General features: G+C 69.7%; 26 protein-coding genes. 13 read left to right on the top strand and 13 right to left on the bottom strand.

Translation table 11 applies throughout. The features are described 5' to 3' along the window. Positions 1-63 precede the first annotated feature (63 nt). From ACFOWB_RS24045 to ACFOWB_RS24015, 7 genes are all read right to left on the bottom strand, one after another. Positions 64-1407 carry a M16 family metallopeptidase gene (locus ACFOWB_RS24045; RefSeq protein ID WP_378149814.1) on the bottom strand — a complete coding sequence of 448 codons (1344 nt, stop codon included), beginning with the start codon at positions 1405-1407 and terminating at the stop codon, positions 64-66. A gap of 159 nt (positions 1408-1566) precedes the next feature. After that, the gene (locus tag ACFOWB_RS24040) at positions 1567-2178 is read right to left on the bottom strand and encodes a hypothetical protein (protein WP_261404837.1); all 612 of its coding nucleotides are present in this window, start codon (positions 2176-2178) and stop codon (positions 1567-1569) included. Between the two features lie 41 nt (positions 2179-2219). After that, positions 2220-2717, bottom strand: a complete 498-nt coding sequence (lspA, locus tag ACFOWB_RS24035; protein ID WP_378149812.1) for a signal peptidase II — start codon at positions 2715-2717, stop codon at positions 2220-2222. Between the two features lie 61 nt (positions 2718-2778). Then, positions 2779-5700, bottom strand: a complete 2922-nt coding sequence (gene ileS / locus ACFOWB_RS24030; protein WP_261404836.1) for an isoleucine--tRNA ligase — start codon at positions 5698-5700, stop codon at positions 2779-2781. Between the two features lie 201 nt (positions 5701-5901). After that, the gene (locus tag ACFOWB_RS24025) at positions 5902-6468 is read right to left on the bottom strand and encodes a hypothetical protein (RefSeq protein WP_261404835.1); all 567 of its coding nucleotides are present in this window, start codon (positions 6466-6468) and stop codon (positions 5902-5904) included. Positions 6469-6554: 86 nt separating this feature from the next. Beyond that, the gene (locus ACFOWB_RS24020; protein WP_378149809.1) at positions 6555-7514 is read right to left on the bottom strand and encodes a bifunctional riboflavin kinase/FAD synthetase; all 960 of its coding nucleotides are present in this window, start codon (positions 7512-7514) and stop codon (positions 6555-6557) included. A gap of 95 nt (positions 7515-7609) precedes the next feature. Then, positions 7610-8095 (bottom strand): MaoC family dehydratase, encoded by a 486-nt coding sequence (locus ACFOWB_RS24015; protein ID WP_261404834.1) that lies wholly within the window; start codon positions 8093-8095, stop codon positions 7610-7612. A gap of 187 nt (positions 8096-8282) precedes the next feature. On the opposite strand from ACFOWB_RS24015, the gene ACFOWB_RS24010 reads away from it, so the two are divergent. The 4 genes from ACFOWB_RS24010 (at position 8283) to ACFOWB_RS23995 (ending at position 10128) form a co-directional block, all read left to right on the top strand. Further along, on the top strand, positions 8283-8663 hold the full coding sequence (locus tag ACFOWB_RS24010; RefSeq protein WP_378149806.1) for a response regulator: 381 nt from the start codon (positions 8283-8285) through the stop codon (positions 8661-8663). Then, positions 8663-9307 carry a protein phosphatase CheZ gene (locus ACFOWB_RS24005; RefSeq protein ID WP_261404833.1) on the top strand — a complete coding sequence of 215 codons (645 nt, stop codon included), beginning with the start codon at positions 8663-8665 and terminating at the stop codon, positions 9305-9307. Before ACFOWB_RS24010 ends, ACFOWB_RS24005 begins: the two co-directional genes overlap by 1 nt. 91 nt (positions 9308-9398) lie before the next feature. Then, positions 9399-9611 carry a DUF2093 domain-containing protein gene (locus tag ACFOWB_RS24000; RefSeq protein ID WP_378149802.1) on the top strand — a complete coding sequence of 71 codons (213 nt, stop codon included), beginning with the start codon at positions 9399-9401 and terminating at the stop codon, positions 9609-9611. Between the two features lie 178 nt (positions 9612-9789). Next, complete coding sequence (locus ACFOWB_RS23995; RefSeq protein WP_261404832.1) at positions 9790-10128, top strand: endonuclease domain-containing protein; 339 nt, start codon at positions 9790-9792, stop codon at positions 10126-10128. A gap of 195 nt (positions 10129-10323) precedes the next feature. On the opposite strand, the gene ACFOWB_RS23990 is transcribed toward ACFOWB_RS23995, so the two are convergent. Next, positions 10324-10560: a DUF4170 domain-containing protein gene (locus ACFOWB_RS23990; RefSeq protein WP_261404831.1), complete on the bottom strand. Its 237-nt coding sequence runs from the start codon at positions 10558-10560 to the stop codon at positions 10324-10326. A gap of 14 nt (positions 10561-10574) precedes the next feature. Beyond that, the gene (locus ACFOWB_RS23985) at positions 10575-11372 is read right to left on the bottom strand and encodes a 3'(2'),5'-bisphosphate nucleotidase CysQ (protein WP_261404830.1); all 798 of its coding nucleotides are present in this window, start codon (positions 11370-11372) and stop codon (positions 10575-10577) included. 275 nt (positions 11373-11647) lie between these two features. On the opposite strand from ACFOWB_RS23985, the gene ACFOWB_RS23980 reads away from it, so the two are divergent. Then, on the top strand, positions 11648-12256 hold the full coding sequence (locus ACFOWB_RS23980; RefSeq protein WP_378149799.1) for a DUF6101 family protein: 609 nt from the start codon (positions 11648-11650) through the stop codon (positions 12254-12256). A 3-nt stretch (positions 12257-12259) separates the two neighbouring features. On the opposite strand, the gene ACFOWB_RS23975 is transcribed toward ACFOWB_RS23980, so the two are convergent. The 4 genes from ACFOWB_RS23975 to ubiA are packed head-to-tail and all read right to left on the bottom strand — an operon-like array spanning position 12260 to position 13915. Continuing rightward, complete coding sequence (locus ACFOWB_RS23975; protein WP_378149797.1) at positions 12260-12589, bottom strand: hypothetical protein; 330 nt, start codon at positions 12587-12589, stop codon at positions 12260-12262. Next, complete coding sequence (locus ACFOWB_RS23970; protein WP_261404828.1) at positions 12586-12825, bottom strand: hypothetical protein; 240 nt, start codon at positions 12823-12825, stop codon at positions 12586-12588. The genes ACFOWB_RS23975 and ACFOWB_RS23970 overlap by 4 nt, the downstream gene beginning before the upstream one ends. A 4-nt stretch (positions 12826-12829) precedes the next feature. After that, positions 12830-12967 (bottom strand): hypothetical protein, encoded by a 138-nt coding sequence (locus ACFOWB_RS23965; RefSeq protein ID WP_378149795.1) that lies wholly within the window; start codon positions 12965-12967, stop codon positions 12830-12832. 9 nt (positions 12968-12976) lie between these two features. Beyond that, positions 12977-13915: a 4-hydroxybenzoate octaprenyltransferase gene (gene ubiA / locus ACFOWB_RS23960; protein ID WP_261404827.1), complete on the bottom strand. Its 939-nt coding sequence runs from the start codon at positions 13913-13915 to the stop codon at positions 12977-12979. Positions 13916-14040: 125 nt separating this feature from the next. Here ubiA and ACFOWB_RS23955 point away from each other — a divergent pair, with 125 nt between their 5' ends. The 8 genes from ACFOWB_RS23955 to ACFOWB_RS23920 all read left to right on the top strand — a co-directional run bounded on the left by ACFOWB_RS23955 (position 14041) and on the right by ACFOWB_RS23920 (position 25145). Further along, positions 14041-14802 carry a methyltransferase domain-containing protein gene (locus ACFOWB_RS23955; protein WP_378149793.1) on the top strand — a complete coding sequence of 254 codons (762 nt, stop codon included), beginning with the start codon at positions 14041-14043 and terminating at the stop codon, positions 14800-14802. A gap of 284 nt (positions 14803-15086) precedes the next feature. Further along, on the top strand, positions 15087-18515 hold the full coding sequence (locus tag ACFOWB_RS23950) for an acyl-[ACP]--phospholipid O-acyltransferase (protein WP_261404825.1): 3429 nt from the start codon (positions 15087-15089) through the stop codon (positions 18513-18515). Positions 18516-18738: 223 nt separating this feature from the next. Continuing rightward, the gene (locus ACFOWB_RS23945; RefSeq protein ID WP_261404824.1) at positions 18739-19323 is read left to right on the top strand and encodes a TetR/AcrR family transcriptional regulator; all 585 of its coding nucleotides are present in this window, start codon (positions 18739-18741) and stop codon (positions 19321-19323) included. Between the two features lie 133 nt (positions 19324-19456). Next, the gene (locus ACFOWB_RS23940; RefSeq protein ID WP_261404823.1) at positions 19457-20512 is read left to right on the top strand and encodes an acyltransferase family protein; all 1056 of its coding nucleotides are present in this window, start codon (positions 19457-19459) and stop codon (positions 20510-20512) included. 160 nt (positions 20513-20672) lie between these two features. After that, positions 20673-21062, top strand: coding sequence for a c-type cytochrome (locus ACFOWB_RS23935; RefSeq protein ID WP_261404822.1), 390 nt, complete (start codon positions 20673-20675; stop codon positions 21060-21062). A gap of 189 nt (positions 21063-21251) precedes the next feature. Continuing rightward, complete coding sequence (locus ACFOWB_RS23930; RefSeq protein ID WP_261404821.1) at positions 21252-21638, top strand: c-type cytochrome; 387 nt, start codon at positions 21252-21254, stop codon at positions 21636-21638. A gap of 115 nt (positions 21639-21753) precedes the next feature. After that, positions 21754-23292: a DUF1963 domain-containing protein gene (locus tag ACFOWB_RS23925; RefSeq protein ID WP_378149789.1), complete on the top strand. Its 1539-nt coding sequence runs from the start codon at positions 21754-21756 to the stop codon at positions 23290-23292. Between the two features lie 113 nt (positions 23293-23405). Continuing rightward, the gene (locus ACFOWB_RS23920) at positions 23406-25145 is read left to right on the top strand and encodes a multicopper oxidase family protein (RefSeq protein ID WP_378149787.1); all 1740 of its coding nucleotides are present in this window, start codon (positions 23406-23408) and stop codon (positions 25143-25145) included. Positions 25146-25162 lie beyond the last annotated feature (17 nt).

Raw genomic sequence — 25162 nt, 5'->3', positions numbered from 1 at the left:
CCTGGGATGACGGCGCCGCATCGGGCGCGTCGGCCCGTCCTTAGCCGATCCGGCGGCCCGATCCTAAGCGGGCGCGAACAGCAGCTCGCCCGTCACCGAGCGGCGGCGGTCGAGCGTCTCGCGGGCGGCGTCGCGCACCGCCTCGGCCGTGACGGCGCGGATGCGGTCGGGCCAGGCGGCCACGTCCTCGATCGTGCCGCCGGTGGCGAGCGACGAGCCGTAGATGCGGGCAAGCGTCGCCTGGCTGTCCTGGGCGTAGATGGTGTCGGCCACGAGCCGCGTCTTGGCGCGCTGGAGCTCGCCTGCGTCCGGCCCTTCGGCCGCGATGCGGGCGATCTCCTGGTCGATCGCGACCTCGAGCTCGGCGAGGCTCGCCTCGCCGCGCGGCACGGCGTAGACCGCGAACCGCCCGTCGTCGAGCGCGTCGCCCTGGTACCAGCAGCCGGCGTTGGCCGCGATCGCCTTCTCCACCACCAGCGCCTTGTAAAGCCGGCTCGTCGTGCCGCCGCCCAGAATCTGCGAGAGCAGGTCGAGCGCGTATGGGCGGTCGCCCTCGCCGGTCTCGTAGGACGGCGCGAGATAGCTGCGCTGGACGGAGGGCTGGGTCACGCGCGGGTCCGACAGCGACACGCGGCGGGCGGCGCGCGGCTCGGGCTCGCGCGGGCGCTGACGCCGGCCGGGATCGGCGCGGCGCGCGACCTTGCCGTAGGTCTCCTGCGCGGCCTCGCGGACCTCGTCGCCGGAGACGTCGCCCGCCACCACCAGGATCGCGTTGTTGGGCGTGTAGAACCGGTCGTAGAAGGCGATCGCGTCGTGGCGGTCGAGCTTCTCGATCTCGTGCTCCCAGCCGATGATCGGCGTGCCGTAGGGATGGTTCATGTAGAGCGAGGCCGCCACCGCCTCGCCGAGCTGGCTCGACGGGTCGCCGTCGACGCGTGAGCGGCGCTCCTCCAGAACGACGTCGCGCTCGGGGTCCACCACGTCGTCGGTGAGCACGAGGCCGGTCATGCGGTCGGCCTCGAAAGCCATCACGGTCTTCAGGTGCTCGCGGGCGACGCGCTGGAAATACGAGGTGTAGTCGTAGGACGTGAAGGCGTTCTCCTGCCCCCCGAGCTCGGCCACCTGGTGGCTGAACTCGCCGGCAGGATGCTTCTCGGTGCCCTTGAACATCAGGTGCTCGAGGAAGTGCGCGATTCCGGAGACGCCGGGCGTCTCGTCGGCCGAGCCCGCCTTGTACCAGATCATGTGGGTGACGACCGGCGCGCGGCGGTCCGGGATGACGACGACCTGAAGCCCGTTGTCGAGCGTGAAGGTGGAGACGTCCGGTCCGCCGCTGCGGGCGGCGTCGGCCTGCGGGGCCGCGGGGCTGAGGCCGGGACGGGCTTCGGCGGACGTGGCTGTCGCCATGGGGTGCGGAAATCCTCGATGAAGCGCCGGGCGAAAGGGGCCCGAAACGAAGACGGGCGCGCCGTTTCGGGCGCGCCCGCTGGGTCGGTTGTAAGCGTAAGATGGCGCCTCGCGAGGCTGCGCGCGAGTCCCGTGCGGATTAAGACGCGGTAAGGCGCGTCACTTGCCGCCGAACAGGCCGCCGAGCCAGGACTTCTTCTCCGGCTGCGGAGCCGCCGTGACGCCGTTGCCCTGCATGTACTGCTGGGGCGGATCGGTAAGGCGGCGCGCGCCGGCCGGCTGCGCGACCTCCGCGACCGGCCTGCCCGAGAGCTCGTCCGGCGAGGCGCGCATGATCTGGTTGTCGGACGCGGTCGCGGTCGCGCCGCGCGGCACGCTCGCGCCCTGGACGCGACGGGCGCCGAGCTCGTCCGGGTCCATCCGCGGCGAGCGGTCCATGCGGTACGAATAGCTCTCGGTCGGCACGACCTCGTTGCGGGCGCGGCGCTCCTTGCGGGCCTGCACGTCGGGATCGTTCGGCCACAGCGTGGCGTCGCGGTTGGCGCCCTTGGCCTGCGGCGAGGGCAGCGCGCCGGTGTTCGACGGCGGCACCAGCGGCGCGCGCTCCTGATAGTCGATGTCCGGCTTTTCCTTGTCGCCCATGCCGAGCCCGTCGAAGAACTCGGTGATGGGGTTCGAGCCGATGTCCTGCTGGGCGAAAGCAGGGCCCGCATAGCTCGCCGCGCCGACCGTAATGGCCGCGCCCGCGACGAGCGCCGTGATCTGGCGCATGAGTCTCAAGCTCCTCGGTCGCGGCCCGGATGACGCGAGCGCTATCCGGATGCCTCCGTGGCGCTCCCAGAGCCGCGGAGCGCACCATACAGAAGCAGGGCCACCCCCGCAACGATGGCTGCGTCGGCGAGGTTGAACACGTACCAGGTGACGTCGCCCCAGTGCAGCAGCGCATAATCGACGACGGCGCCGTAAAGAATCCGGTCGAGTCCGTTGCCCACCGCGCCGCCGAGGATGAGCGCGAGGCCGATCGAGGAGGCGGTCTGCTTCTCGCGCGCTATCCAGATCGTGATGGCGATCGAGGCGACGACATGGACGACGACCAGCGCCCAGCGGCCGAAGTCGCTGTCCTGCTGGAGGAGCCCGTAGGAGATGCCGCGGTTCCAAATCAGCACGAGGTCGAACACGGGCAGCACCGGCACGCGCCCCTGCGAGGCGAGGTCGAACACGAACAGCGCCCAGACCTTGATGGCCTGATCGACCACGAAGATCGCGGCGGCGAGGAGGAGCGACGTGCGGGCGGGCGGCGCGAGGGTCATCTTCCATCCCTCACCCTCTCCCACAAGGGGAGAGGGGAGCGGAGACGTCGCGCCTGAAACCTCACGTCGCCTCTCCGCGCGCCGCGAGCCATTCGCGCATGGCCTTTGCGTCACGCGGGGTGATGTCGGGGAACTGCGGATCCGCGCCGACTTCCGGCGTCACCCGCCAGGAGCGGGCGCATTTCTGACCCTCCGCGCGCGCCGGAACCACGGCGACGCCCGCGACGTCGGGCAGGCGGAAGGCGTCCTCCGGGGGCTCGTCGGGCGAGACCGAGATCGCGCTCGTGATCGCGACCTCCGCGAGGTCGACGCCCTGAAGCGTCGCGCGGAGCTCCGGGTCGCTCACATGGACGACCGGCGCGGCCTCGAGCGAGGAGCCGATGCGCTTGGCGGCCCGCTCGACTTCGAGCGCCCCGGTGACGACGCGGCGAACGCGGCGGACCTTCTCCCACTTCTCGCCCAGCGCCTCGTCGAGCCACGCGCCCTCGGCGAGCGCGAAGGGCTCGAGATGGACCGAGCCGTCCTCCGACGGGAAGCGCGACAGCCAGGTCTCCTCGGCCGTGAAGGCGAGCAGCGGGGCGAGACGCGTCACGAGCGTGCGGAACAGCCGGTCGACGACGGTGAGGCAGGCCCGCCGCGTGACCGAGGACGCCGGGTCGCAATAGAGCGCGTCCTTGCGGACGTCGAAGTAGAAGGCCGAGAGGTCGTTGGTCAGGAAGGTGAACAGCGAGGCGAAGCCGCGCTTGAAGTCGAAGACCTCGTAGGCGCGGCCGATCTCGGCGTCGACCTGCGCCAGTCGGTGCAGCATGTAGCGCTCGAGCTCGGGCATGTCGTCGTAGTCGACCGCCTGGCCGTCGAAATGCGCGAGCGCGCCGAGCATCCAGCGCAGCGTGTTGCGGAGCTTGCGGTAGGCGTCGGTGGCAGTCTTCAGGATCTCCTGGCCGATGCGCAGGTCGTCCTCATAGTCCGACGTCACGACCCAGAGCCGCAGGATGTCGGCGCCCGACTGCTTGATGATGTCCTGCGGCGCGACGACGTTGCCGAGCGACTTCGACATCTTCCGCCCCTGCTCGTCGAGCACGAAGCCGTGGGTCAGGATCGCGTCGTAGGGCGCGCGGCCGCGGGTGCCGCAGCTTTCGAGCAGCGAGGAGTGGAACCAGCCGCGATGCTGGTCGGAGCCCTCGAGATAGAGCACCTGGTCTTCGCCTCCGTCGACGACGCGCTTCGGCGAGAGGTCCGGCCGGCGGTCGAGCACATAGGCGTGGGTCGAGCCGGAATCGAACCAGACGTCGAGGATGTCGGCGACCTTCTCGTAAGTCTCGAGCGAGAAGTCGTCGCCGAGGAAGCGGCGGCCGTCGTCGGCGAACCAAGCGTCGGCGCCGTCGGCCTCGAATGCCTCGGCGATGCGGGCGTCGACGCGGTCGTCGGCGAGCAGTTCGCCGGTCTGCTTGTGGAAGAACACGCAGATCGGCACGCCCCAGGCGCGCTGGCGCGACACCACCCAGTCGGGCCGGCCCTCGATCATGCCCCGGATGCGGTTGCGCCCTTGCGCCGGGAAGAACGTCGTGTCGTCGATCGCCTTCAGCGCGCGGTTGCGCAGCGTGTCCGCGGGGCCGGCGATGTCGTGGTCCATGTGGATGAACCACTGCGGCGTGTTACGGAAGATCACCGGCTTCTTGGACCGCCACGAATGCGGGTACTGGTGGCGCAGCTTTCCGCGCGCCACCAGACGGCCGGCCGCGACCAGCGCCTCGATGACCGCGCCGTTGGCGTCGCCCTTCTCGCCTTTGTCCGTGATCACCACCCGGCCCTCGAAGCCCGGCGCGTCCTTGGTGTAGCGGCCGTCGGCGTCGACCGTGTATGGGATGCGGCTCGAGATCCCGCGGGCGTCAAGCGCGGCCTTGTGGTCCATCCAGAGGTCGAAGTCTTCGCGGCCGTGGCTCGGCGCGGTGTGGACGAAGCCCGTGCCGGCGTCGTCGGTGACGTGGTCGCCGGGGAGCAGGGGCACGGGGAAGTCGTAGCCGAGATGGGCGAGGGGGTGGGCCGCCGTCAGCCCCTCGAGCTCGGCGGCCGCGACTGACTGAACCTTCGTGAAGCCCGTGACCTTGGCGGCCTTGAACACGCCCTCGGCGAGCGCGTCGGCGAGCAGGTACTTCGCGCCGACCTTGGCCCAGTTGTCTTCCGGAGCCTCGGTGACCTCGTAGAGCCCATAAGAAATCTTCGGCGAATAGGCGACGGCGCGGTTGCCCGGCAGCGTCCAGGGGGTGGTGGTCCAGATCACGACCGAGGCGCCGCCGAGCGCTGCGATCGGGAACGCCACGAACACCGTGTCGCTCAGGAACTCGGCGTATTCGATCTCGGCCTCGGCGAGCGCGGTCTTCTCGACCACCGACCACATCACCGGCTTCGACCCGCGATAGAGCTGGCCCGAGCGCGCGAACGCCATGATCTCGCGGGCGATCTGCGCCTCGGCCGAGAACTTCATCGTGGTGTAGGGATCGGCCCAGTCGCCCGTCACGCCGAGCCGCTGGAACTCATCCGACTGCACCGAGATCCAGTTGGCGGCGTAGTCGCGGCACTCCTTGCGGAACTCGTTGACCGGCACCTCGTCCTTGTTGAGGCCCTTGGCGCGGTAGCCCTCCTCGACCTTCCACTCGATCGGCAGGCCGTGGCAGTCCCAGCCGGGCACGTAGTTGCTGTCGAATCCCGCCATCTGGCGCGAGCGGACGACGACGTCCTTCAGCACCTTGTTGAGCGCGTGGCCGATGTGGAGATGGCCGTTGGCGTAGGGCGGCCCGTCGTGAAGGACGTATTTCTTGCGCCCCGCCGAACTCGACCGCAGTTTTTCATAAAGCCCGATCTTCGCCCAGCGCTCGAGAAACTCGGGTTCGCGCTGGGGCAGCCCCGCGCGCATCGGAAAATCCGTCTGCGGCAGGAACAGGGTCTCGGAGTAATCGCGGGTCGTGGTCGCGTCGGCGGGCATTTCGGGCGTCCGGTTTTTCACGGGCGCCGGTGTAGCAGGGCGGGGCGTGCATGCAAGGGCGGGACTTGAAGCGCGACGCCGGCCGCCCCCCCGCCCGCTGAGCGGGAGAGGGTAAGGGTGAGGGCCCTTTTCAAGAGGGCGCCGCCGTCTCCCCTCATCCTCTCCTTCTCCCGCAAGCGGGAGAAGGAGCCCCAAACGCCCCTACTTCGCGAACGCCTCCACCGCGGCGAGATCCACCAGGTCGAGGATCGCGCGCTTGTCGGCTTCCGCGCCCGAGCCCGTGACCGTCACGTAGCTCTTGCCCAGCACCATCTGGATCTCGTTTTCGCCGGTCAGCACCGCGACGCGGCCCTTCTGGCGGAACACCTTGCCCATGCCGCCGAGCAGCTGGACGTTCGAAAACAGCGGCGCGAGCGAGGCGAGCAGCGGGGAGTTGGCCGTGTATTGCACTGTCACGTCGGTCTCGCCCTTGGCGTAGGCGCGCTTCACGATCAGCCCGCCGCCGATGAAGCTGCCGATCCCGCCGTTCGTGTCGACCGCCTCCGCGGTCCAGCCCGCGGGCGGCTCGGGAAGGAGCCTCGCAAGGCCGTCCGCCTGCTTCTGGGCGACGAGCTGGGCCGCGAGATCAAGCGACTCCTTGGTCTTCGAGAGGTCGCCGCCCTCATAGGCGGTCTTGGCTTCCAGAATCGCGTCGGACACGTCGTCCGCGAGGGCCGGCGCGGAGACGAGCGCGGCCGCAAGGGCCGCCGCGTGGACGATGCTGCGCATGACAATGCCTTTCCCCGAAGATCGGCCTGCATGATGCGCCGCTTTCGTCGCATCCGCATCACAGTGGCGGGCGGGGGCGCAAAGGTTCAGACGATCGCGCTCGGCGCGAGCGGATCCTGCGGGCCTCGCAGCGCGGCCTTCGCGTCCTCGCAGTCTCGGCTCATCTGCGCGACGAGCGCCTCGACGCTCTCGAACTTCGCCTCCGCGCGCAGATAGGCCGCGAGCTCGACCCGCAGGCGCTTGCCGTAGAGATCGCCGGAAAAATCGAACAGGTAGATCTCGAACACCGGCGCGCCGTCGTCGAACTGCGGGCGGCGGCCATAGCTCGCGACGCCCTCTCGGACCTCGCCGTCGACGAGCGCGCGGACGGCGTAGATCCCGAAGGCCAGACGCGTCTCCGGCGCTAGCCGGATGTTGGCGGTCGGAAAGCCGAGCTCGCGCCCGCGCTTGTCGCCGTGGGCGACGTCGCCCTCGAAGGTCCAGAGCCGTCCGAGCAGGCGCCCCGCGGGAAGCGGCTGGCCGTCGGCCAGAAGATCGCGGATCGCGCTCGAGGACACCGGCGTCTGCCCGCCATAGGGCGGCGCGACCTCGACATAGAGCCCGTGGCGCGGCCCGGCCTCGGCGAGGAAGGCGGGCGAGCCCACGCGGCCGCGGCCGAAATGGAAGTCCCAGCCGACCACGACCGTGTGCGCGCCCAGCCGGTCGACCAGAACGTCGGCCACGAAGGCCTCGGCCTCCATCGCGGCGAGGTCTGCGTCGAAGGTCAGCGTCACGGTCGCGTCGCAGCCGGCGCGGGCGAGCAGGCGCGCCTTCTCGTCCCGGTCGGTCAGGCGGAAGAGCGGCTGGTCGGGGCGGAAGAACGTGCGCGGATGCGGCTCGAAGGTCAGCGCGACGACCGGCCGGCCGGCGGGCCGGGCGACCTCGCAGGCCTGCCGCACGACCGACTGGTGGCCGCGATGGACGCCGTCGAAATTGCCGACGATCACGTGGCCGTCGCGGAGCTCCGGCGGAAGGGTCGCAGGATCGACGAGAAGGCGGGAAGGCATCAGGGGATCGGCCATCGGCGCGGAAAGGACGTGCTGCGCCGCGAGGTGGCCCGCCGGCGGGCCGGCCGTCAAGTGCGGCCTGTTCGGGCCGCGTTTCAGGCGAGTTCGGCCTCGATCTCGTCGCGGGTCGGCACCATGATCTGGGCCTCGCCGTCGAGCACCGTCTTCTCGCCCACCATGCAGGTGCAGAAGAAGGTCGCGCGCTGGCGGCTCGGGTCGAGCGCGGTGATCTCGACCTGCGCCACGACCTCGTCGCCGATGAACACCGGCGCGCGGAACTTCAGCGTCTGCGAAAGATAGATCGCGCCGGGCCCCGGCAGCTTGGTGCCGAACACGGCCGAGATCAGGCTCGCGGTGAACAGGCCATGGGCGATGCGCCCGCCGAAGCGGGTGTTGGCCGCATAGGCCTCCGACAGATGCACCGGATTGGTGTCGCCCGAGAGCGCCGCGAACTTGCGGACGGTGTCCTCGGTGACGAGCTGGCGGATTTCGGCCTGCTGGCCGACCTCGAGATCCTCGAAGGCGATCTGAGGGCCGTGGCGGTGCGGGTCTTCGTCCGACGTCTGGAGAGCGGCGGTCATGGAACTCTGGGATCGTTCAGGGAATGGCGCGCCGGCACTCTGCTGCGCGCTTCGCTGCGGCGCAACGCGCCTTTTGTCGGACGGATGAAGGGAAACGAAATCTCAATCGCCGCGCGAGAAAGTGGCCCCATGGACCGCCGGCGACGTCGCGCGGTCGCTTCGCAACGGACCTGCCGGAGCCTCGCTGATGGCGCTCGACCACAACATGCCCGTCCTGATCGTGGACGACTACAACACGATGCTGCGCATCATCCGCAATCTGCTGAAGCAGATCGGTTTCCAGGATATCGACGAGGCCACCGACGGCTCGGCCGCGCTCGCCAAGATGCGCGACAAGAAATACGGGCTCGTCATTTCCGACTGGAACATGGAGCCGATGACGGGCATCGAGCTCCTCAAGGAAGTGCGCGCCGACGACAACCTCAACCGGACGCCCTTCATCATGGTCACGGCCGAGGCCAAGACCGAGAACGTGATTCTCGCCAAGAAGGCGGGCGTGAACAATTACATCGTGAAGCCCTTCAACGCGCAGACGCTGCAGTCGAAGATCGAAGCGGTGTTCGGCTGATGGCCTCGGCGGCGCGCAAGGACGCTCTTGAGCAGCCCTTCGAACGGGTGCGGGACTATGTCGGCGCGAAGGCCGGCGGCGAAGCCACGTTCGGCGACGTCGTCGCGCTCGCCGAGATCACCGCGGAGTCGATGCAGGCCTTCTTCGCGACGATCGACCGGTCGATCTATCGCGAGCTCCGGGAGATCTCGGACTACATCCTCAACATGCGGACCGAGATCGCGCATCTGCGCGCGGGCGAGCTCCGGTCCGACCGCCTGCCGAAGGCCGGCGAGGATCTCGGCGCCATCGTGCTCGCGACCGAGGAGGCCACCAACTCCATCATGGAGGCGGCCGAGGCCATGATGGCCGCGACGTCTGAGGACGAGGCGACCATGCGCGCGGTCGTCAACGACAAGGTCATGGCGATCTTCGAGGCCTGCTCGTTTCAGGACCTCACGGGCCAGCGCATCGCGCGGGTGATCGCGACGCTCGAGCACATCGAGGAGCGCATCGGCCGCTTCGCCTCGGCGGTGCGGACCGACGCCGAACCGTCCGGCGTCGAGACCGCGCAAGAAAAGCGCGCCCGCGAGCTGCTGCTGCACGGGCCGCAGGACAAGGGCGTGGCGATCGACCAGGACGACGTCGACGCTCTGTTCTCCTGAAGGCTCCGTCCGCGTCCCGGCCGGCCTTTGCGCCGGCCGCCCGCCGGGACTATATGCTCCCGGACCGACGCCGCTGGGGCCCGCGACCGAAATGAACCGCTACGAGCGACCGCAATCGTCTGGCGAGGCGGAACTCCGCTATCTCGACTCGGATTTCCGCGTCGTGCGCCCGGGCTCGTTCGTGCGCTGCGCGGTGACCGGCCAGCCGATCCCGCTCGAAGAGCTCCGCTACTGGAACGTCGAGCGCCAGGAGGCCTACGCCGGCCCCGAGGCAGCCCTCACCCGCGCGATGGGCAAGGGCTGAGCGGCTGCCGCTTTTCTCCCCTCCGCGAGGGAGGGAGCAGGGCGCTTTTCCCCTAACCCTCAAGGTTTACAGCCACCCTCCCCTGGGACAGGGGAGGGGGAGGGTGAGGGTGGGGTTGGTTTCCGGATCGAGCGCTGACGCTGACGACAGCCTCGCCGGCGCCGGTTAACCTGCCGAAATGTCCGTCGAACGCGCCCGAGCGCTGCGAAGATCGCTGACCCCGCAGGAGGCCAAGCTCTGGACGCGGCTCCGCGAGCTTCGGCCGCTCGGCCATCATCCGCGGCGGCAGGATCCGATCGGCGGCTTCGTCGCGGACTTTTCGTTTCGAAGGCGGAGGCTGATCGTCGAGGTCGACGGCGGCCAGCATGGCGGGTCGGCCGACGTGGCGCGTGATGCGGCTCTGGAGCGGCTCGGCTACCGGGTGCTGCGGTTCTGGAACGTCGATGTCGATCGCAACGTCGAGGGCGTGATCGAGACGATCCTCGCAGAACTGGACAGCCGGCCGTTGCGGGAGTGACGGGTGCGGCTGCCTATCGGGAAGCCACCCCACCCGTCACGCCGCGTGCCGCGGCGCGCCACCCTCCCCTCTGCGAGGGAGGGAGAAGGGTGCTCGTCCCCTTGGCTTCAACGTCTGCCGTCACCCTCCCCCGGGGCAGGGGAGGGTGAGGGTGAGGGTGAGGGTGGGATGTGCGTCAGAATAAAGCCAAAACCCTCAGGCCGCCGTCTCCGGCTCCAGCAGGCGGTGCAGATGCACGACGAAATAGCGCATCTGGGCGTTGTCGACGGTCGCCTGCGCCTTCGACTTCCAGGCGGCGCGCGCCGAGGCGTAGTCGGGGAAGATGCCGACGATGTCGAGGCCCGGCACGTCCTTGAACGCGACGCCCTGGACGTTCTCGAGCTCGCCTCCGAAGACGAGGTGCAGGAGCTGCTTGGGGGTCGTCTCGCTCATCGGGTCCTCTCCGGTCAGGCCTGCCAGCCCTGAAGGGCGGCGGCGATCGCTTGCGCGCGGCGCGGGCCGGCGGCGATGAGGCCGCCATGGCGCGTCGAGGCGCGGTTGTAGGTCGGGGCCGCGCCGTCGAGGCCGATCAGCGTCGCGCCGGCCTCCTCGAGGATGACGTGCGCGGCGGCGATGTCCCAGTCATGGGCGTTGGGCCGGGCGACGGCGGCGTCGAGATCTCCGCCCACCACCTGCACCAACCGGTTGGCGAGCGCGTAGTGCCAGCGTCCCTCGTCCGCGCCATGCGGCTTCAAGGGCGTGATCATCGATTTGCTGCCGCCGACCCTCAGCCCCGAAAGCCCTTCTGAATCCTCGGCCCGCACTATGGCGCCGTTCAGACGCGCGCCGCCTCCGCGGATCGCCGCATGGGTCACGTCGACGCAAGCGTTGCGCACGACGCCCGCCACCGGCGCGCCGTCCTCGACGAGGGCGACCGACACCACCCATTCGGGCTTCTTCTCGACGAAGGCCCGCGTGCCGTCGATCGGGTCGACGATCCAGACCCGGCGCGCGCCGAGCCGCTCGCCGTCGTCGGCGGTCTCCTCCGACAGCCAGCCCGAGCCTTCCACGAGCGGGGGCAGGGCCGCGCCGAGAAAGCGGTCGACCGCGATGTCGGCCTCGGTGACGGGGCTGTCGTCAGCCTTGGTCCAGTTGCGCGCTCCGTCCCGGAAAAATCCGAGGGCGATGTCGCCGGCCTCCCGCACGATGGCCTCGATGCGAGGCAGAAGGCGTTCGAGATCGATCGGCGCGTCGGGCGAGGGCAATGGTCGGGCGGTCCTTGAGCGATGCGGAGAGACGGGCGGCCGGCCCCATAAGTGTCGGCAGGAGCGGCGCGACGCAAGCGCGGATGGCCGCCGCGGGCCGGCTGCGACGATGGGCCGTTCATCCCATTCTTACCCTGTTCGGCAAGGTCGTCTTCAGCATGAGAGAAGATGAGGTCGCCAAACCCCTCAGGTCAGGAAGGATTCACCAGTCCTGTTAAGCCGATAGCGCCGGAGCCCCATGCATAGTCGCCCTACAAGCGAAGAGCCCGAAACAAATGGGCCTTCAGGGAGACTGGACAGTGGGACGTCAGACCGAAGCCGGCGCGAAACCGCGCGCCGGAACGGGGTCGGCCGGCCGGCTCGATCCCAAGGCTCTCCCCCTCCGCTTCTCGGCGCCTGACGCCGGGGCGGACGGCGGAGAGCGACGCGTGACGCTGGAAGGCGCGCGCGTCGTCTTGGACAGGACAATCGGGAGTATTTCGATGCGCATCGCGGTTCCGCTTTCGACCTTCTCGGGCGTCGCCATGCGGCTCGCCCCCGGCGAGAAGCCGGAATGCGACCGCGTCGAGGTCGTGCTCGCCCATCGCGATCGGGCGCTCGACGTGCCGCTCGCCGTCGAGCCGCATGACGGCGACGCGATCGCCGAATGGCGCTCCTGGGGCCGCGCGCTCGCGCTGCCGCTGCTGATCGAGGAACTCGACGGGGTGCGGCGCACGCCCTCCGCCCGCCTCGGCGCGCTCGAGATCGGCCGCCCGCGTCCGCGCCGCGGCAAAGGGCTGCTCAAGGGCCGCCGCACCCGCTTCCAGGCCAAGCGCCGGACGGGGAAGCTGACCGCCGAGACGCCGGTCCATCAGGGCGAGCGCGAAATCATCGCGCGGAACTGAGACTTAGCGCTCATCGGCCGGGCGGGTGTGAGACGGGTCTGCGACAGGCGTGGCGGCGGGCGAGGGCTTTCGCCGCTCAAGAGCCTCGATCAGCCGCAATCCGCCCCATGCGAGCGCCGGCCCTGCGACCACCAGCGCGCTGACGCCGACGATCAGGACGTATTGCGTTGGGTGGTCGGCGTAGCCGTACCAGTCTTTCGGGCCGATTTTCGGTCGGCCCCACACCAGGCCGCTCGTGAGGGCGGTGTAGAGCGTCCAGACGCAATAGAGATAGAGCGCCGCCCCGAGGGTCTGGAAGACGGTCCTCGTCATCTTGGGCGGCTGTCGGGTCATCTGGCCTGCCGCCGCGCGAGCGCGAGAAAGAACAGCGGCGCGGCGCAATAGATCGCCATGACGAAGGCGATCACCAGCGTGGTGGTCTCGGACGTCGCCTGCCAGTGGCCGACGCCGCCGATGCGGTTGCCCGGCATGAAGAACACGCCGTCGCCGATCAGCGTCGAGACGTTGTAGAGAGCCCAAAGGGCCGCGACGGCGGCGATCGCCAGCGCCATGGCGCGCGCGCCGGTCATGGCGTCAGAGCTCCACGAACAGCCACACGCCGAGCGCGACGATCGCCGCGGCCATGATCCAGAGCCGCAACGAGGCCTGGCTGAGCACGAAGCGCTTGTGCTCCGGGGTGACGGGATCCTTCACGGGCGGCGACTCGTTCATGGGGCGATCCTAGAACCGAAGGGCGGCGTCCGCCACGAGACCAAGGAAGACGAGCGCGCCGGCCTCGCGGTTCGACTTGAAGAGCTTCAGGCAAAGCGCCGGGTCGTCGATGTCGAGGCGGACGGTCTGCCAGCAAAGATGCGCCGCGAAGGCCGCGACGCCGGCGAACGCCAGCGCGCCGCCGCCCGCGGCATGGGCCGCGAGCGCCAGAAGCGCGACCGCGCCGGCGTAGAAGCCCGCGAGAATCGGCCGGGTCTTCTCCCCGAACAGCAGCGCCGTGGAGCCGACGCCGACCAGCGCGTCGTCCTCCTTGTCCTGATGGGCGTAGATCGTGTCGTAGCCGATGATCCATAGGAACGCCGCGGCGTGCAGCGCGAACGGCGCGGCGGAGAGCTCGTGGAAGGTCGCGGCCCAGCCCATCAGCGCGCCCCAGCCGAAGCAGATGCCGAGCATCGCCTGGGGCCACCAGGTGATGCGCTTCATAAACGGATAGAGCGCGACCGGCAGCACCGAGCAGACGCCGACCAGGATCGCGAAGGCCGGCAGCGCCAGAAGCACCGCGAGCCCGACGGCGAGGAGCGCCGCGAGGAACAGCGCGGCCTGCTTCGCGGTGATCTGTCCCGAGGGCAGGGGGCGCGAGCGGGTGCGCGCGACTTGCGCGTCGATGTCGCGGTCGACGAGGTCGTTGTAGGCGCAGCCCGCGCCCCGCATGGCGATGGAGCCGATCGCGAAGAGGGCCAGATGCCAGAAGTTCGGCCAGCTCGCTCCAGAGGCGACCGCCGCAAGCCCTGCGCTCCACGCGCAGGGCCAGAACAGCAGCCACGCCCCGATCGGCCGGTCGGCGCGCGCGAGACGCAGATAGGGCCGCCAAGCCGCGGGCGCGCGGCGATCGACCCAGTTCGAGGGAAGCGCGTCGGCGACGGCGCCGTGGGCGGGCTGCGTGGTCATGGCGAGGAGATAAGCGACGCGATCCGCCGGCCCCGTCAAGCGGCGCTGCGGCATGTTAGGGGTGCGCGGCGCGTCGCCGTCGCAGGCGATCCCGCCCGTAGCCCTGAACGAGAGGCCGCAGCGTCTTGACCGCACCCCCCGACTTCACCGCCCGGCTGCTGGTCGACGCGGGGCTGCGGCCCGGGATGCGCGTTCTGGACGTCGGCTGCGGCTTCGGCGACGTGACGCTGCTCGCGGCCGCGCTCGTCGGCGAGGCCGGAGCGGCGGTCGGCGTCGATCTCGACGGCGCCGCCCTCGAACGGGCGCGCGGCCGGGACGTCCCGGCTGGCTCCGCCGTTCCGACCTTCGCGCAGGCCGCCATCGCCGATCTACCCGCGACGCTCGACGATTTCGACGCGATCGTGGGGCGGCGGGTCCTCATGTACCAGGCGGACGCCGTCGAGGCCGTCCGCGTTCTCGCCGAGCGTCTGCGGCCGGGCGGGATCATCATTTTTCAGGAGCACGACGCGACGCTTACCCCCGCGAGCCTGACCGCGTTCCCGCTGCACGCCCGCGCGCAAGGCTGGCTGCAGCGCATGATCGAGCGCGAGGGCGCCGATCTCCACATCGGCTTCCATCTGCACGCGATCCTGACGCGCGCCGGGCTCGGCGTGGAGCAGGTGCGCGCCGAGGCGATCGTGCAGACGCCGACCGCGCCCTACGCGCTCGGCGCCATCGTGCGCGCCTGCCTGCCCCGGATCGTGGCCCATGGCGTCGCGAGCGCCGAGGAGGTCGACGTCGACACGCTTCAGGCGCGGCTCGACGCGGAGCGGACGGCGACCGACGCTATCTATGTCGGCGACGTGATGTTCGGCGCCTGGGCGAGAAAGCCGGCTGTTTCCGGTTGAGCGCTAGGCATTTTCGGAGCGAGCTGCTTTGGCGTCACGGCGCGGGTCATGCCCGCGGGCAGCGCGGGCATCCACGACTTCGGCGTAGAGCTCCACGATCCCAGAAAGTCGTGGATGCCCGGCAGGCGCCGGGCATGACGCTGGTGGATGCGCCGGGCGTCTCCGCGCTTCGGGCCGCGTCCTTCGCTCAAACGCTCGGAACCAGTCGCTCAGCAAGCCCGCTTGCAATCTGTCGGTGACGTGAGTAAACACTTACTCACGTCCAAGAAGCCGAGACCCTGACCATGATGTTCTCGCTGCTCCGCGCCCGGCGCTTCGCGCCGCTGTTCGGCTGCCAGTTCTTCGCAGCCTTCAACGACAATTTCGTCAAGAACGCGCTCGCGATCCTGCTGCTCTACAAGATCGGCGGCGACCACGGCCCGCTGCTCGTCACGCTCGCGGGCGCGCTGTTCATCGCGCCGTACTTCATCCTGTCGGCCCTCGGCGGCGAACTCGCCGACCGCTACGACAAGGCGCGGATGGCCAAGCTCTTCAAGCTCGGCGAGATCGGCGTCGCGGTCATCGCCGCGGTCGGCTTCATCATCCCCTCGGCCTGGCTGCTGTTCGCGGCGCTCATCCTCACAGGCATTCTCTCCGCCCTGTTCGGGCCGGTGAAATACGGCATCCTGCCCGACCACCTCGCCCGCAACGAACTCGTGGCCGGCAACGCGCTGGTCGAGACCGCGACCTTCCTCGCGATCCTCGCCGGCACGGTCGGCGGCGGCATCATGGTGGCGGAGGCGAGCCCGTGGGTCGTGGCCGCCACCACCATCGCGGTCTCGGTGATCGCCTGGGCCTTCGCGGCCCTGATCCCGCCGACCGGCGAACGCGCGCCCGACTTGCATGTCGACAGGAACGTCGCGCGCTCGACCTGGGCGCTGCTGAAGGACCTGAAGCGCCAGCCCCGCCTCTGGATCGCCGCCATCGCGGTCTCGGCCTTCTGGCTCACGGGCGCGATCGTGCTCGCGCTGCTGCCGACGCTGGTCAAGCAGGTGATCGGCGGCTCGGAAAGCGTCGTCACGCTGTTCCTCGCGGCGTTTACGGTCGGCATCGCGGCCGGCTCGCTGCTGGCCGCCAAGCTCTCCAAGCAGCGCATCCTCCTCGCGCTCACCCCGATCGCCGGGATCATCACGGGCCTCTTCGCCATCGACCTCGCGATCGCGACCTGGCACATGACGCCCGCCGAGCCGCTGGTCGGCTGGCGGGACTTCCTGCGGTCCTGGACGGACGTTCGCGTCGCGCTCGACATGGTGGGTCTGGCGGCCGCCGGCGGCCTGTTCGTGGTGCCGATCTTCGCCTTCCTTCAGGCCGAGGCCGGCGAGGACCGCCGCGCCCGCGTGATCGCGGCCAACAACGTGCTCAACGCCGCCTTCATGGTGGGCGGCTCGGTGCTGCTGCTCGCGCTGCAGGCCGCGGGCCTATCGACCCAGACGCTATTCCTGCTCGTCGGCGTCCTGTCGATCGTCGGCGCGCCGCTGCTCGGCCTCGCGCTGCCGGGCTCGATGCTGCGGGACTCGGCGAGCCTCATCCTGTCGCTCGTCTACCGCGTCGAGGTGCGCGGCATGGAGAACCTCACCGACGCCGGCCCGAAGGCGGTCGTCGCGGTCAACCACACGAGCCTGCTCGACGCGCCGCTGGTGATGTCGCTGCTCGCCGACGAGCCGGTGTTCGCGGTCAATTCCCAGATCGCCGAGCGCTGGTGGGTGAAGCCGTTCCTGAAGCTCGTGCGCGCCTTCCCGATGGACCCCACCAAGCCGCTCGCGACCCGCGCGCTGATCAAGCTCGTGAAGGAAGGAAACCGGCTGGTGATCTTCCCCGAGGGGCGCATCAGCGTCACGGGCTCGCTGATGAAGGTCTATGACGGCGCGGGGCTGATCGCCGACAAGTCCGAGGCGCCGGTGGTGCCGGTCAGGATCGAGGGGCTCGACCGCTCGCCGTTCTCGTATCTGAAGGCCGGACAGATCCGGAAGCATCTGTTCCCGAAGGTCACGGTCACGATCCTGCCCGCGCGACGGCTCGAGGTCGACCAGAGCCTCGTGGGCCGCAAGCGGAGGCAGGCGGCCGGCATGGCGCTGACGGACGTCATGTCCGACATGCACTTCCAGACGACGGACACCGCCAAGACCGTGCATCAGGCGGTGGTGGACGCCGCCCGCGCCGAAGGCTTCGACCGGGTCGCGGTCGAGGACGCGCTTGGCGTGAAGCTCACCTATCGCCGGCTGCTGGCGGGCGCCGCGGCGCTCGGCGCCCGGATCGACGGCTTCACCGCGCCCGGCGAGAAGGTCGCGGTGCTGCTGCCCAACACCGCCGGCGTCGTGCTGGCGATCCTCGCGCTCCACCGCTCGGGCCGCGTGCCTGCAATGCTGAACTACACGGCCGGCGCCGCGAACCTCGTCTCCGCCTGCAAGGCGGCGGAAGTGAAGACCGTGTTGACCTCGCGCGCCTTCATCGAGAAGGGCCGTCTCCAGAAGGAGGAGACGGCGCTCGGACAGGCTTGCCGGCTCGTCTATCTCGAGGACGTGCGCGAGCAGATCGGCGGGCTCGACCGGATCAAGGCGTTGATGGCGAGCGGAACGCGCTCGAAGGGCGATCCGGAGGCGCCGGCCGCGGTGCTGTTCACCTCGGGCTCGGAAGGCGCCCCCAAGGGCGTCGTGCTGACCCACCGCAACCTGCTGTCGAACGTCGCGCAGGTGGCGGCCCGCATCGACTTCGGCCCGTCCGACGTCGTGTTCAACGTGCTGCCGGTGTTCCACGCCTTCGGGCTCACGGGCGGCCTGTTGCTGCCGCTCGTCTCGGCGGTGAAGACCTTCATGTATCCGTCGCCGCTGCACTACCGCATCGTGCCGGAACTCGTTTACGGCACGAACGCCACCGTGCTGTTCGGCACCGACACCTTCCTGCAGGGCTACGCCCGCACGGCGCATCCGTACGACTTCCGCTCGCTGCGCTTCGTGGTGGCGGGCGCGGAGGCCGTGAAGCCCGAGACCCGGAAGACCTATTCGGAGAAGTTCGGGCTGCGGATCCTGGAAGGCTACGGCATCACCGAGGCCTCGCCAGTGGTCGCGGTCAACACGCCGACGTTCAACCGCTCCGGGACCGTCGGGCGCCTGCTGCCTGCGATCGAGAGCCGTCTCGAGGCGGTGGACGGCGTCACGGAAGGCGGCCGGCTGCACATCCGCGGGCCCAACATCATGGCGGGCTACCTCAAGGCCGATCAGCCGGGCGTGCTCCAGCCGCCGGCCGAGGGCTGGCACGACACCGGCGACATCGTGGCGATCGACGAGCAGGGCTTCGTGGCGATCAAGGGCCGGGCCAAGCGCTTCGCCAAGATCGCGGGCGAGATGGTGTCGCTCGGCGCGGTCGAAGGCGTCGTCCAGAAGCGCTGGCCGGAAGCCGCGAGCGCCGCCACCACCGCGCCCGACCCGCGCAAGGGCGAACGCGTCGTGCTGGTGACGACCGACGGCTCGATCGACCGGCCGGGCCTGCGGGCGGCGTTCCGCGCGGCCGGCATGCCGGACCTCTCGGTCCCGGCCGAGATCGTCGTGGTGGAGAAGATCCCGCTGCTGGGCTCGGGCAAGACCGACTATGTCGGGCTGAAGGAGCTCGCGGCGAAAACGGCCGGCGGGTCGAAGGTCGACGAGCCTCAGCCGGAAGAGCCGGAGGCGGCGGAGTGAGCGGCCGCCTGACTGATGACGGGCGCGACGCGTCCGCCTCCCTCCCCCTTGCGGGGAGGGTGAGGGTGGGGGCGGCTCAGGACCGATGGCGGTGGTTCGGCGTAGAGCGTCGTCGCCCTCTGAGCCTCGTCCGGAGCCACCCCCACCCCCGGCCCCTCCCCGCAGGGGGGAGGGGAGAAGAGGCTCTTCGCCTCCCGGAACGTGCGCGCTCCAGGAGGCCCAGATGACCCTCGCTCCCGCGCCCCGCGACACCCGCGCGCGGATCGAGGCGGCGGCGCTCAAGCTGTTCGCGCATCGCGGCGTCGACGGCGCTGCAATGCGCGACATCGCAGCCGAAGTCGGGGTCACTGAGGGCGCGCTCTACCGCCATTTCCCGTCCAAGGAGGCGCTCGCCCGCGCGCTGTTCCGGTCGCGCTACGGCGCGCTCGCCGAGGGCGTGGAGGCGATCCGCGCGGGCCGTACGGATTTCTCCGGGCGGCTCGACGAGATCGTGGCGTTCTTCGCGCAGAGCTTCGACGCCGATCCGGACGGCTTCGCCTATGTGCTCGTCTCCCAGCACGAGCATCTGCGCGAGCTCGCCGCGGACGCGCCCGACAACGCCGTCGAGGCGATCGGCCGGGTGTTCGCCGAGGCGATGGCGGCGGGCGAAATCCCGCGCGCCGACCTCGCGCTCACGACCGCCATGGCGCTCGGCCTGATGGTGCAGCCCGCGATCTTCCGGATCTACGGGCGGCTCGCCGCGCCGCCCTCCGCCCATGCGCCCGTGATCGCGGGCGCGATCCGGCGCGCGGTCGGGGCGACTGCGTAGAGTGAACGAATTCTTTCGATTAACCGAAGGAGTTGAAAGGTCGCGCGGTCACGCGCTCGTTGACGAATAGTCGATGAATATCTGGCAGGATGTTCCTGCAGATCTTCCATTTCGCCATGACGAGCGCGCGGCCATGACTGACGCAGGCGCAATACCGGCTTCCGCAGAACCCCGCGTCGACTGGGTCGACGTGGCGAAGGGCGTCTGCATCGTGCTCGTCGTCATGATGCATTCGACGCTCGGCGTCGGCATCGCGATGAACGGCGAGGGCTTCATGCACCACGTCGTCGCCTTCTCGAAGCCGTTCCGGATGCCGGACTTCTTCCTGATCTCGGGCCTCTTCCTCGCGCTGGTCGTCGACCGGCCCTGGCGGCGCTACCTCGACCGAAAGGTCGTGCACTTCCTCTACTTCTACCTGCTCTGGCTGCTGATCCAGGGCGCGTTCAAATGGCCGGGCCTCGCGCTCGAGGACGGGATCGGCGCGGTCGCGCACGCGTTCCTGATCTCGCTGATCGATCCTTTCGGCACGCTCTGGTTCATCTACCTGCTGCCGATCTTCTTCGTCTTCGCAAAGCTGGTGAAGTCCGTTCACCCGCTGCTGGTGCTCGCCTTCGCGGCCGTTCTGGAGACGCTCCGGGTCCAGACCGGCTGGATGGTTCCCGACGAGTTCTGCGCGCGCCTGTTCTACGTGATGCTCGGCTGGTACTCCGCCCGCTACGTGTTCGCGGCCGCCGATCTTGCGCGTGACCACCGCGCGCTTGCGGTCGCCGCGCTCGCTGCGTGGGCGCTCGCCAACGGCGCGGCGGTGGCCTTCGGCTACTCTGAGCGACCGGGCGTGAGCCTGCTGCTCGGATCGGCGGGCGCGCTTGCGATCGTCGCGGCCTCGGCGCTCGTCGCCGGGACGACGCTCGGCGAGCCGCTGCGCTACGCCGGCGAACGCTCGCTCGCGGTCTATCTCGCCTTCTTCCTGCCGATGGCCGCGACCCGCGTCATCCTCGTGAAGACCGGCGTCATCCCGGATGTGGGCTGGGTGTCGCTCATCGTCACGATCGCCGGCGTCACGGTTCCGCTGGCGCTTCACTGGCTTGTGACGCGCACCGGAAAGGGACGCTTCCTGTTCGAGCGGCCGGCCGCTTTCCGGATCGACGGCGCGCGCGCGGCCGGCCCAAAGCTTCAACCGGCAGAATGACTTAGCCATAAGTATAGGGGCCTGGGCATTCTTCCCGCGACCTGTTGGCGCAATCCGCCCTTTTAATTAGAAAAAACAGCTCCTCTCTGGTTCGTTACCGCCGCGAGCGCGCTAGTTACGTTTGCGTGATGGCTCACGAGCCATGAAGGGAGAACGCCGAATGAAACTGAACAAGACTTTCGCTGGCCTGCTGGTCGCCGGCCTCGCCGCCTCGCCGGCGCTGGCCGCGGAAGGCCCCTTCACTCAGGCGCAGCTCGACAAGGGCTCGTCGGAGTACAACACCCATTGCCGCACCTGCCACGCCGCCAAGGGCAAGGGCGCTCTCGGCCCCGCGCTGATGGGCGACGTTTTCAAGGGTCGGTTCGGCGGTCAGTCCGTGACGGACGTCGCGACCTGGATCCACCAGAACATGCCGCAGACGGCGCCGGGCTCGCTCAAGGACGAGCAGCTCTACCCGATCGTGGCCTACATTCTCTCGCTCAACGGCTTCACGCCCGGCCAGGCCGAGCTGACCGCCGACAGCGGCAAGGCGATCAACATCGAGAAGTGATCACATGAACGGGAGTCGGCTGTGAGCGGCTCCTGGAATTGTTCAAATGAATCAAGGCCTGCCGATCACGTCGGCGGGCCTTTTTTATTAGACTAGACACAAAGTCGCGCCGTCCGGAGCCTCCGTCTCCGCGGCCGGCGCGCTAAGCCTTGCCCCCGTTGCGAAAAATCCAACGGAGGAAAACGCACAATGCGCATTCAGGCGATGCTTGCCGGCCTTGCGGTCGGAGCCTTGGGCTGCGTCGCGCCTGCGGTTGCGGCCGAGGGGCCGTTCAACCAGGCGCAGCTCGACAAGGGCAAATCGGAATACAACACGCACTGCCGCACCTGCCACGCCGCCAACGGCAAGGGCGCGCTCGGACCGGCGCTTGCGGGCGACAAGTTCAAGGCGAAGTGGGGCGGCAAGCAGGTTTCGGAGCTGCGCGGCTACACCTACGAATACATGCCGCAGACGGCCCCGAAGTCGCTGACCGACGAGCAGCTCGACTCCATCATGTCGTTCGTGCTCTCGCTCAACGGCTTCACGCCGGGCCAGACCGCCTACACCAAGGACGCCCAGGCCGAATTCCCGAAGTAAGGGTCTTCCGCGCCTCACGCGTGCCTTCGATCCCGGCCGGCGCATCCCGCGCGGCCGGGATTTTCTTTTGAGCCTCCGCCCTATCTCGTGCCCGTCGAGCGATGGGGGTAAGAGAATGGCGCGTGTCGAGACGACGGCGTTTTCGGTCGAGATCGACGAGCGCTTCGGGCGCGTCGTCACGATCGGGACCGATCTCAGCGCGCGCGTCGTATCCGACGCGAGCTTTCCGCCCGGTCTCGCCGTGTCCGTTCTCGAGATCGGACGCGGCGACCGGGACAAGAAGGGCGTCGCGATCGTCGAGCGCCGCCTCGCGCGGCTGACCAACGGCGAGAAGCCGTTTGAGAGAGGCCCCATCGCGGCCGGCGGCCGGGCGGGCGTCACGGTCGCGATGGAGGACCGGCTCGAGGACCCTGAAACCCGCAAGCCGGTGCGCTGGGTCCGTCGGCAGGCGCTCTTCCACGCGCCGGAGCCGGACGTCTTCCTCGGCGCGACAGCCTCCTACGCCAAGGCCGACGGGCCATGGGTCGAGGCGGCGCTGCTCGCGATGCTCGGGAGCCTGGAGTTCACGGTCGAGGCCCCCGGCGCGGCGCAGGCTCTCGCAGAGGGCGACGCGGCTCTGTCAGCCCTTGCGGGAAAGGCCGGCGCCGCGATGGACAAAGCCGCCGAGGAGGCCGCGCGGCTCGCCGCAGAGGCCGCATGGGCCGAGGTTCCGGACGTCGAGGCGCGGTTCGCGGCGGCGATCGCGGCGTGCCGGCAGGAGCCCCGCCGCGACGCCCTGCGGGCGCTCGCGCGCCCTTGCGTCGATCTGTTCGAGGCCGGCGCGCCTGAGCCGGGCGCGATCGGCGAAAGCCGCATCAGCGGCGATCCCGATCTCGGCGAAGGGATCGACTGGCCGCGCGATTCCTCCGGGCTGCATCTCAACTTCCTCGCCCAGATCGACCTCGCCGCCCTTTCCGAACGTCACGGCCCGGTTCCGGAGGCGGGGCTGCTTTCCTTCTTCGTCGGCGTCGATCTCGGCGACGGGGCGGTGGTCTTTTCGCCCGCGGACGCGCCGCTTACGCGCAGGCCTTCTCCGCAAGACGCTGAGGACCTGTCGAGCCGCGCCCACGCCATGATCGAATGGCGCTCGCCGCGTTTCGTGGTCGCCGCCCCGCGCGACGAGGAGCTGGAAGCCGTGACCGAGCCGGACGGCCGGATCGGCTTCCTGCGGAACGGCGAGCCCGTGGTCGTGGCCGCCTCCACCGACGACTTTTCCCGCGCGATCCGCCGCCTGCGGCCGGTCGCCTCGCTTGGCCTTCAGGTCGAGGAGGAGGCCTATGCCGAGGCGGGTCTCGACGAGGAGCCCTACGCTGTCCAGGACGCTGTCCGCGAGGCCATGGCGGCGGCGCCTAGCCCGCGCCATCGCATGTTCGGGCTCGTCGACTGGCCCGGCGGCTTCGCCGACGCGGCGAGGTTCGCGGCGGGGAAGGCGGAGACGGCGGGCTGGAGCGACCTCGCCGAGCCGGACGCCTGGTTCACGCTGATGGAGCTCGCCTCAGGCGGCGAGGCCGGCTTCGACTTCGGCGACTTCGGGACGATGATCTATCTCGCGCCGAAGGCCGACGCCGCGCGCGGCGACTTCTCCCGCGTCGTCGCCTGGTGCGAGAGCCATTGAGGACAGCGGATCCCGCGCACTCCGTCCGGCGCTCCGCCGAAGCATGTCAAAGCTGTTGCGGGTCGCTCGACTCGGGATAGACTTCGATCGGCCTCGCGCGATCGGGGGTTATCATGAGACCACTTGTCGTCACGCTGCTTCTTCTGCTGGGGTCTGGCGGCTCGGTCCTCGCCGACGAGACGCCGCCGACCGCAGCCGTCGTGGACCTCGGCGACATCCGGGGGACGGCGGCGGACCCCGACGCGATCGACGACCTGCCGAACCCGCCTGAGCTGCGCTCCAGCGACGGCGTGCTCGAGGCGACGCTGACCGCGCGGCCGAGCCGGATCCGCGTCGCGGGCAAGCGGTTCCGCAGCAATGTCTATAACGGTCTCTACATCCCGCCGACGCTCGTGCTCGGGCGCGGCGACACGCTGCGGCTCAAGATCAACAACGAGATCGGGCCCGCGGACGTCGCGATCAAGAAGACGATGCGGACCAACGTCCATTACCACGGCACGGACGTGAGCCCGAAGGCGCCGGGCGACGACGTGCTGCTGAAGGTGAAGTCCGGAACGAGCTTCAACTACGTGGTGCCGTTCCCGGCCGACCACCCCGAGGGGCTGCACTGGTATCACCCGCACGCCCACGGGGTGGTCGAGCCGCAGATCCTGTCGGGCATGTCCGGCATGCTGATCGTCGACGGCTATCTCGAAGCCCATTACCCGGAGCTCGCCCCGCTGCGGCGGCGCGTGATGGTGTTCAAGGACATCTACCTGCCGGAGCAGGATCCGAGCTCCGCGATCACCAAGACGCTGAACGGCTACTCGAACCCGCCCATCAAGGCGCGGCCGGGCGAGTGGCAGGTCTGGCAGATCGGCAATCTCGGGGCCGACGGGTTCTTCAAGGTCGCGCTCCACGGCCACGAGTTCTGGACGATCGAACGCGACGGCAACGTGCTCCCGCGGGCCGAAAAGCAGAAGGTGCTGTTTCTTTCGCCCGGCGCGCGGACGACGGTCGCGGTGAAGGCCGGAGACGCAGGCGCCTACACGCTGAGGTCGCTCGCGCTCGACACTGGCCCGCAGGGCGATCCGAATCCCGAGGTCACGATCGGGACGCTCATGGTCGCGGGCGATCCGAAGCCGACGCGCGGCCTCGGCGAGCGGCTTCGCGACGAACCCGCGGCCTCGAAGAAGACGATCGTCCCGCGGGCCAAGGACATCCGCGAGCTTCCGATCACGCGCGAGCGCGTCTTCACCTTCTCGGAGACCGCGGACGGAAACAGCTTCTTCATCAACGGCAAGCAGTTCGACGAGAACGTGGTGGACACCACCGTGCGCGTCGGCGACGTCGAGAAATGGACGCTGCGCAACACCTCCGGCGAGCTGCACGTTTTCCACCTGCACCAGACGGCGTTCCTGGTGCTCGACAAGGCGGTGGGCAAGCAGGAGGACGTCGCGGGCCTCCGGGACGTGATCAACATCCCCTACGCCAGGGACGGTGTTCCGGGCGAGGTGACGGTCATCATCCCCTTCACCAATCCGGTGATGGTCGGCAAGTTCGTCTACCACTGCCACATCGTCGGCCACGAGGACGCCGGCATGATGCAGATCATCCGCGTGCTGCCCCGCCGCACCGCCGCGGAGGACGCCTGGCGGATGTTCGGCCGGATGCTCGGCTCGGACGCGCCGCCGCCGTGGTGGCCCGAGCGCGCCCGGAGCGCCGCCCGCCTGCCGGAGGCCGACGAGTTCGCAGCCGCCATGCGAGGCGAGATCTGCGTCGCCGATCCGGCCGACGAGCCCGATCAGGCGAGCCTCTGGATCTCGGGCAAGGGCCCGGTCGCGGCCGAGGCGCCCCCGATCGTCGCCCGGTGATCGACGGGCGCAGGCGC

It is taken from the genome of Chenggangzhangella methanolivorans (genome assembly GCF_042648545.1).
Taxonomy (GTDB): Bacteria; Pseudomonadota; Alphaproteobacteria; order Rhizobiales; family Methylopilaceae; genus Methylopila; species Methylopila methanolivorans.
The sequence above is the reverse complement of the archived record's forward strand: the minus strand, read 5'-3'. Positions and strand labels throughout refer to the sequence as shown.

Bases quoted from the DNA above. Each gene is read 5' to 3' on its own strand.
- ACFOWB_RS24045 (WP_378149814.1), bottom strand. From the start codon at position 1,407: ATGGCGACAGCCACGTCCGCCGAAGCCCGTCCCGGCCTCAGCCCCGCG.
- ACFOWB_RS24040 (WP_261404837.1), bottom strand. From the start codon at position 2,178: ATGCGCCAGATCACGGCGCTCGTCGCGGGCGCGGCCATTACGGTCGGC.
- lspA (WP_378149812.1), bottom strand. From the start codon at position 2,717: ATGACCCTCGCGCCGCCCGCCCGCACGTCGCTCCTCCTCGCCGCCGCG.
- ileS (WP_261404836.1), bottom strand. From the start codon at position 5,700: ATGCCCGCCGACGCGACCACGACCCGCGATTACTCCGAGACCCTGTTC.
- ACFOWB_RS24025 (WP_261404835.1), bottom strand. From the start codon at position 6,468: ATGCGCAGCATCGTCCACGCGGCGGCCCTTGCGGCCGCGCTCGTCTCC.
- ACFOWB_RS24020 (WP_378149809.1), bottom strand. From the start codon at position 7,514: ATGCCTTCCCGCCTTCTCGTCGATCCTGCGACCCTTCCGCCGGAGCTC.
- ACFOWB_RS24015 (WP_261404834.1), bottom strand. From the start codon at position 8,095: ATGACCGCCGCTCTCCAGACGTCGGACGAAGACCCGCACCGCCACGGC.
- ACFOWB_RS24010 (WP_378149806.1), top strand. From the start codon at position 8,283: ATGGCGCTCGACCACAACATGCCCGTCCTGATCGTGGACGACTACAAC.
- ACFOWB_RS24005 (WP_261404833.1), top strand. From the start codon at position 8,663: ATGGCCTCGGCGGCGCGCAAGGACGCTCTTGAGCAGCCCTTCGAACGG.
- ACFOWB_RS24000 (WP_378149802.1), top strand. From the start codon at position 9,399: ATGAACCGCTACGAGCGACCGCAATCGTCTGGCGAGGCGGAACTCCGC.
- ACFOWB_RS23995 (WP_261404832.1), top strand. From the start codon at position 9,790: ATGTCCGTCGAACGCGCCCGAGCGCTGCGAAGATCGCTGACCCCGCAG.
- ACFOWB_RS23990 (WP_261404831.1), bottom strand. From the start codon at position 10,560: ATGAGCGAGACGACCCCCAAGCAGCTCCTGCACCTCGTCTTCGGAGGC.
- ACFOWB_RS23980 (WP_378149799.1), top strand. From the start codon at position 11,648: ATGGGCCTTCAGGGAGACTGGACAGTGGGACGTCAGACCGAAGCCGGC.
- ACFOWB_RS23975 (WP_378149797.1), bottom strand. From the start codon at position 12,589: ATGACCCGACAGCCGCCCAAGATGACGAGGACCGTCTTCCAGACCCTC.
- ACFOWB_RS23970 (WP_261404828.1), bottom strand. From the start codon at position 12,825: ATGACCGGCGCGCGCGCCATGGCGCTGGCGATCGCCGCCGTCGCGGCC.
- ACFOWB_RS23965 (WP_378149795.1), bottom strand. From the start codon at position 12,967: ATGAACGAGTCGCCGCCCGTGAAGGATCCCGTCACCCCGGAGCACAAG.
- ubiA (WP_261404827.1), bottom strand. From the start codon at position 13,915: ATGACCACGCAGCCCGCCCACGGCGCCGTCGCCGACGCGCTTCCCTCG.
- ACFOWB_RS23950 (WP_261404825.1), top strand. From the start codon at position 15,087: ATGATGTTCTCGCTGCTCCGCGCCCGGCGCTTCGCGCCGCTGTTCGGC.
- ACFOWB_RS23945 (WP_261404824.1), top strand. From the start codon at position 18,739: ATGACCCTCGCTCCCGCGCCCCGCGACACCCGCGCGCGGATCGAGGCG.
- ACFOWB_RS23940 (WP_261404823.1), top strand. From the start codon at position 19,457: ATGACTGACGCAGGCGCAATACCGGCTTCCGCAGAACCCCGCGTCGAC.
- ACFOWB_RS23935 (WP_261404822.1), top strand. From the start codon at position 20,673: ATGAAACTGAACAAGACTTTCGCTGGCCTGCTGGTCGCCGGCCTCGCC.
- ACFOWB_RS23930 (WP_261404821.1), top strand. From the start codon at position 21,252: ATGCGCATTCAGGCGATGCTTGCCGGCCTTGCGGTCGGAGCCTTGGGC.
- ACFOWB_RS23925 (WP_378149789.1), top strand. From the start codon at position 21,754: ATGGCGCGTGTCGAGACGACGGCGTTTTCGGTCGAGATCGACGAGCGC.
- ACFOWB_RS23920 (WP_378149787.1), top strand. From the start codon at position 23,406: ATGAGACCACTTGTCGTCACGCTGCTTCTTCTGCTGGGGTCTGGCGGC.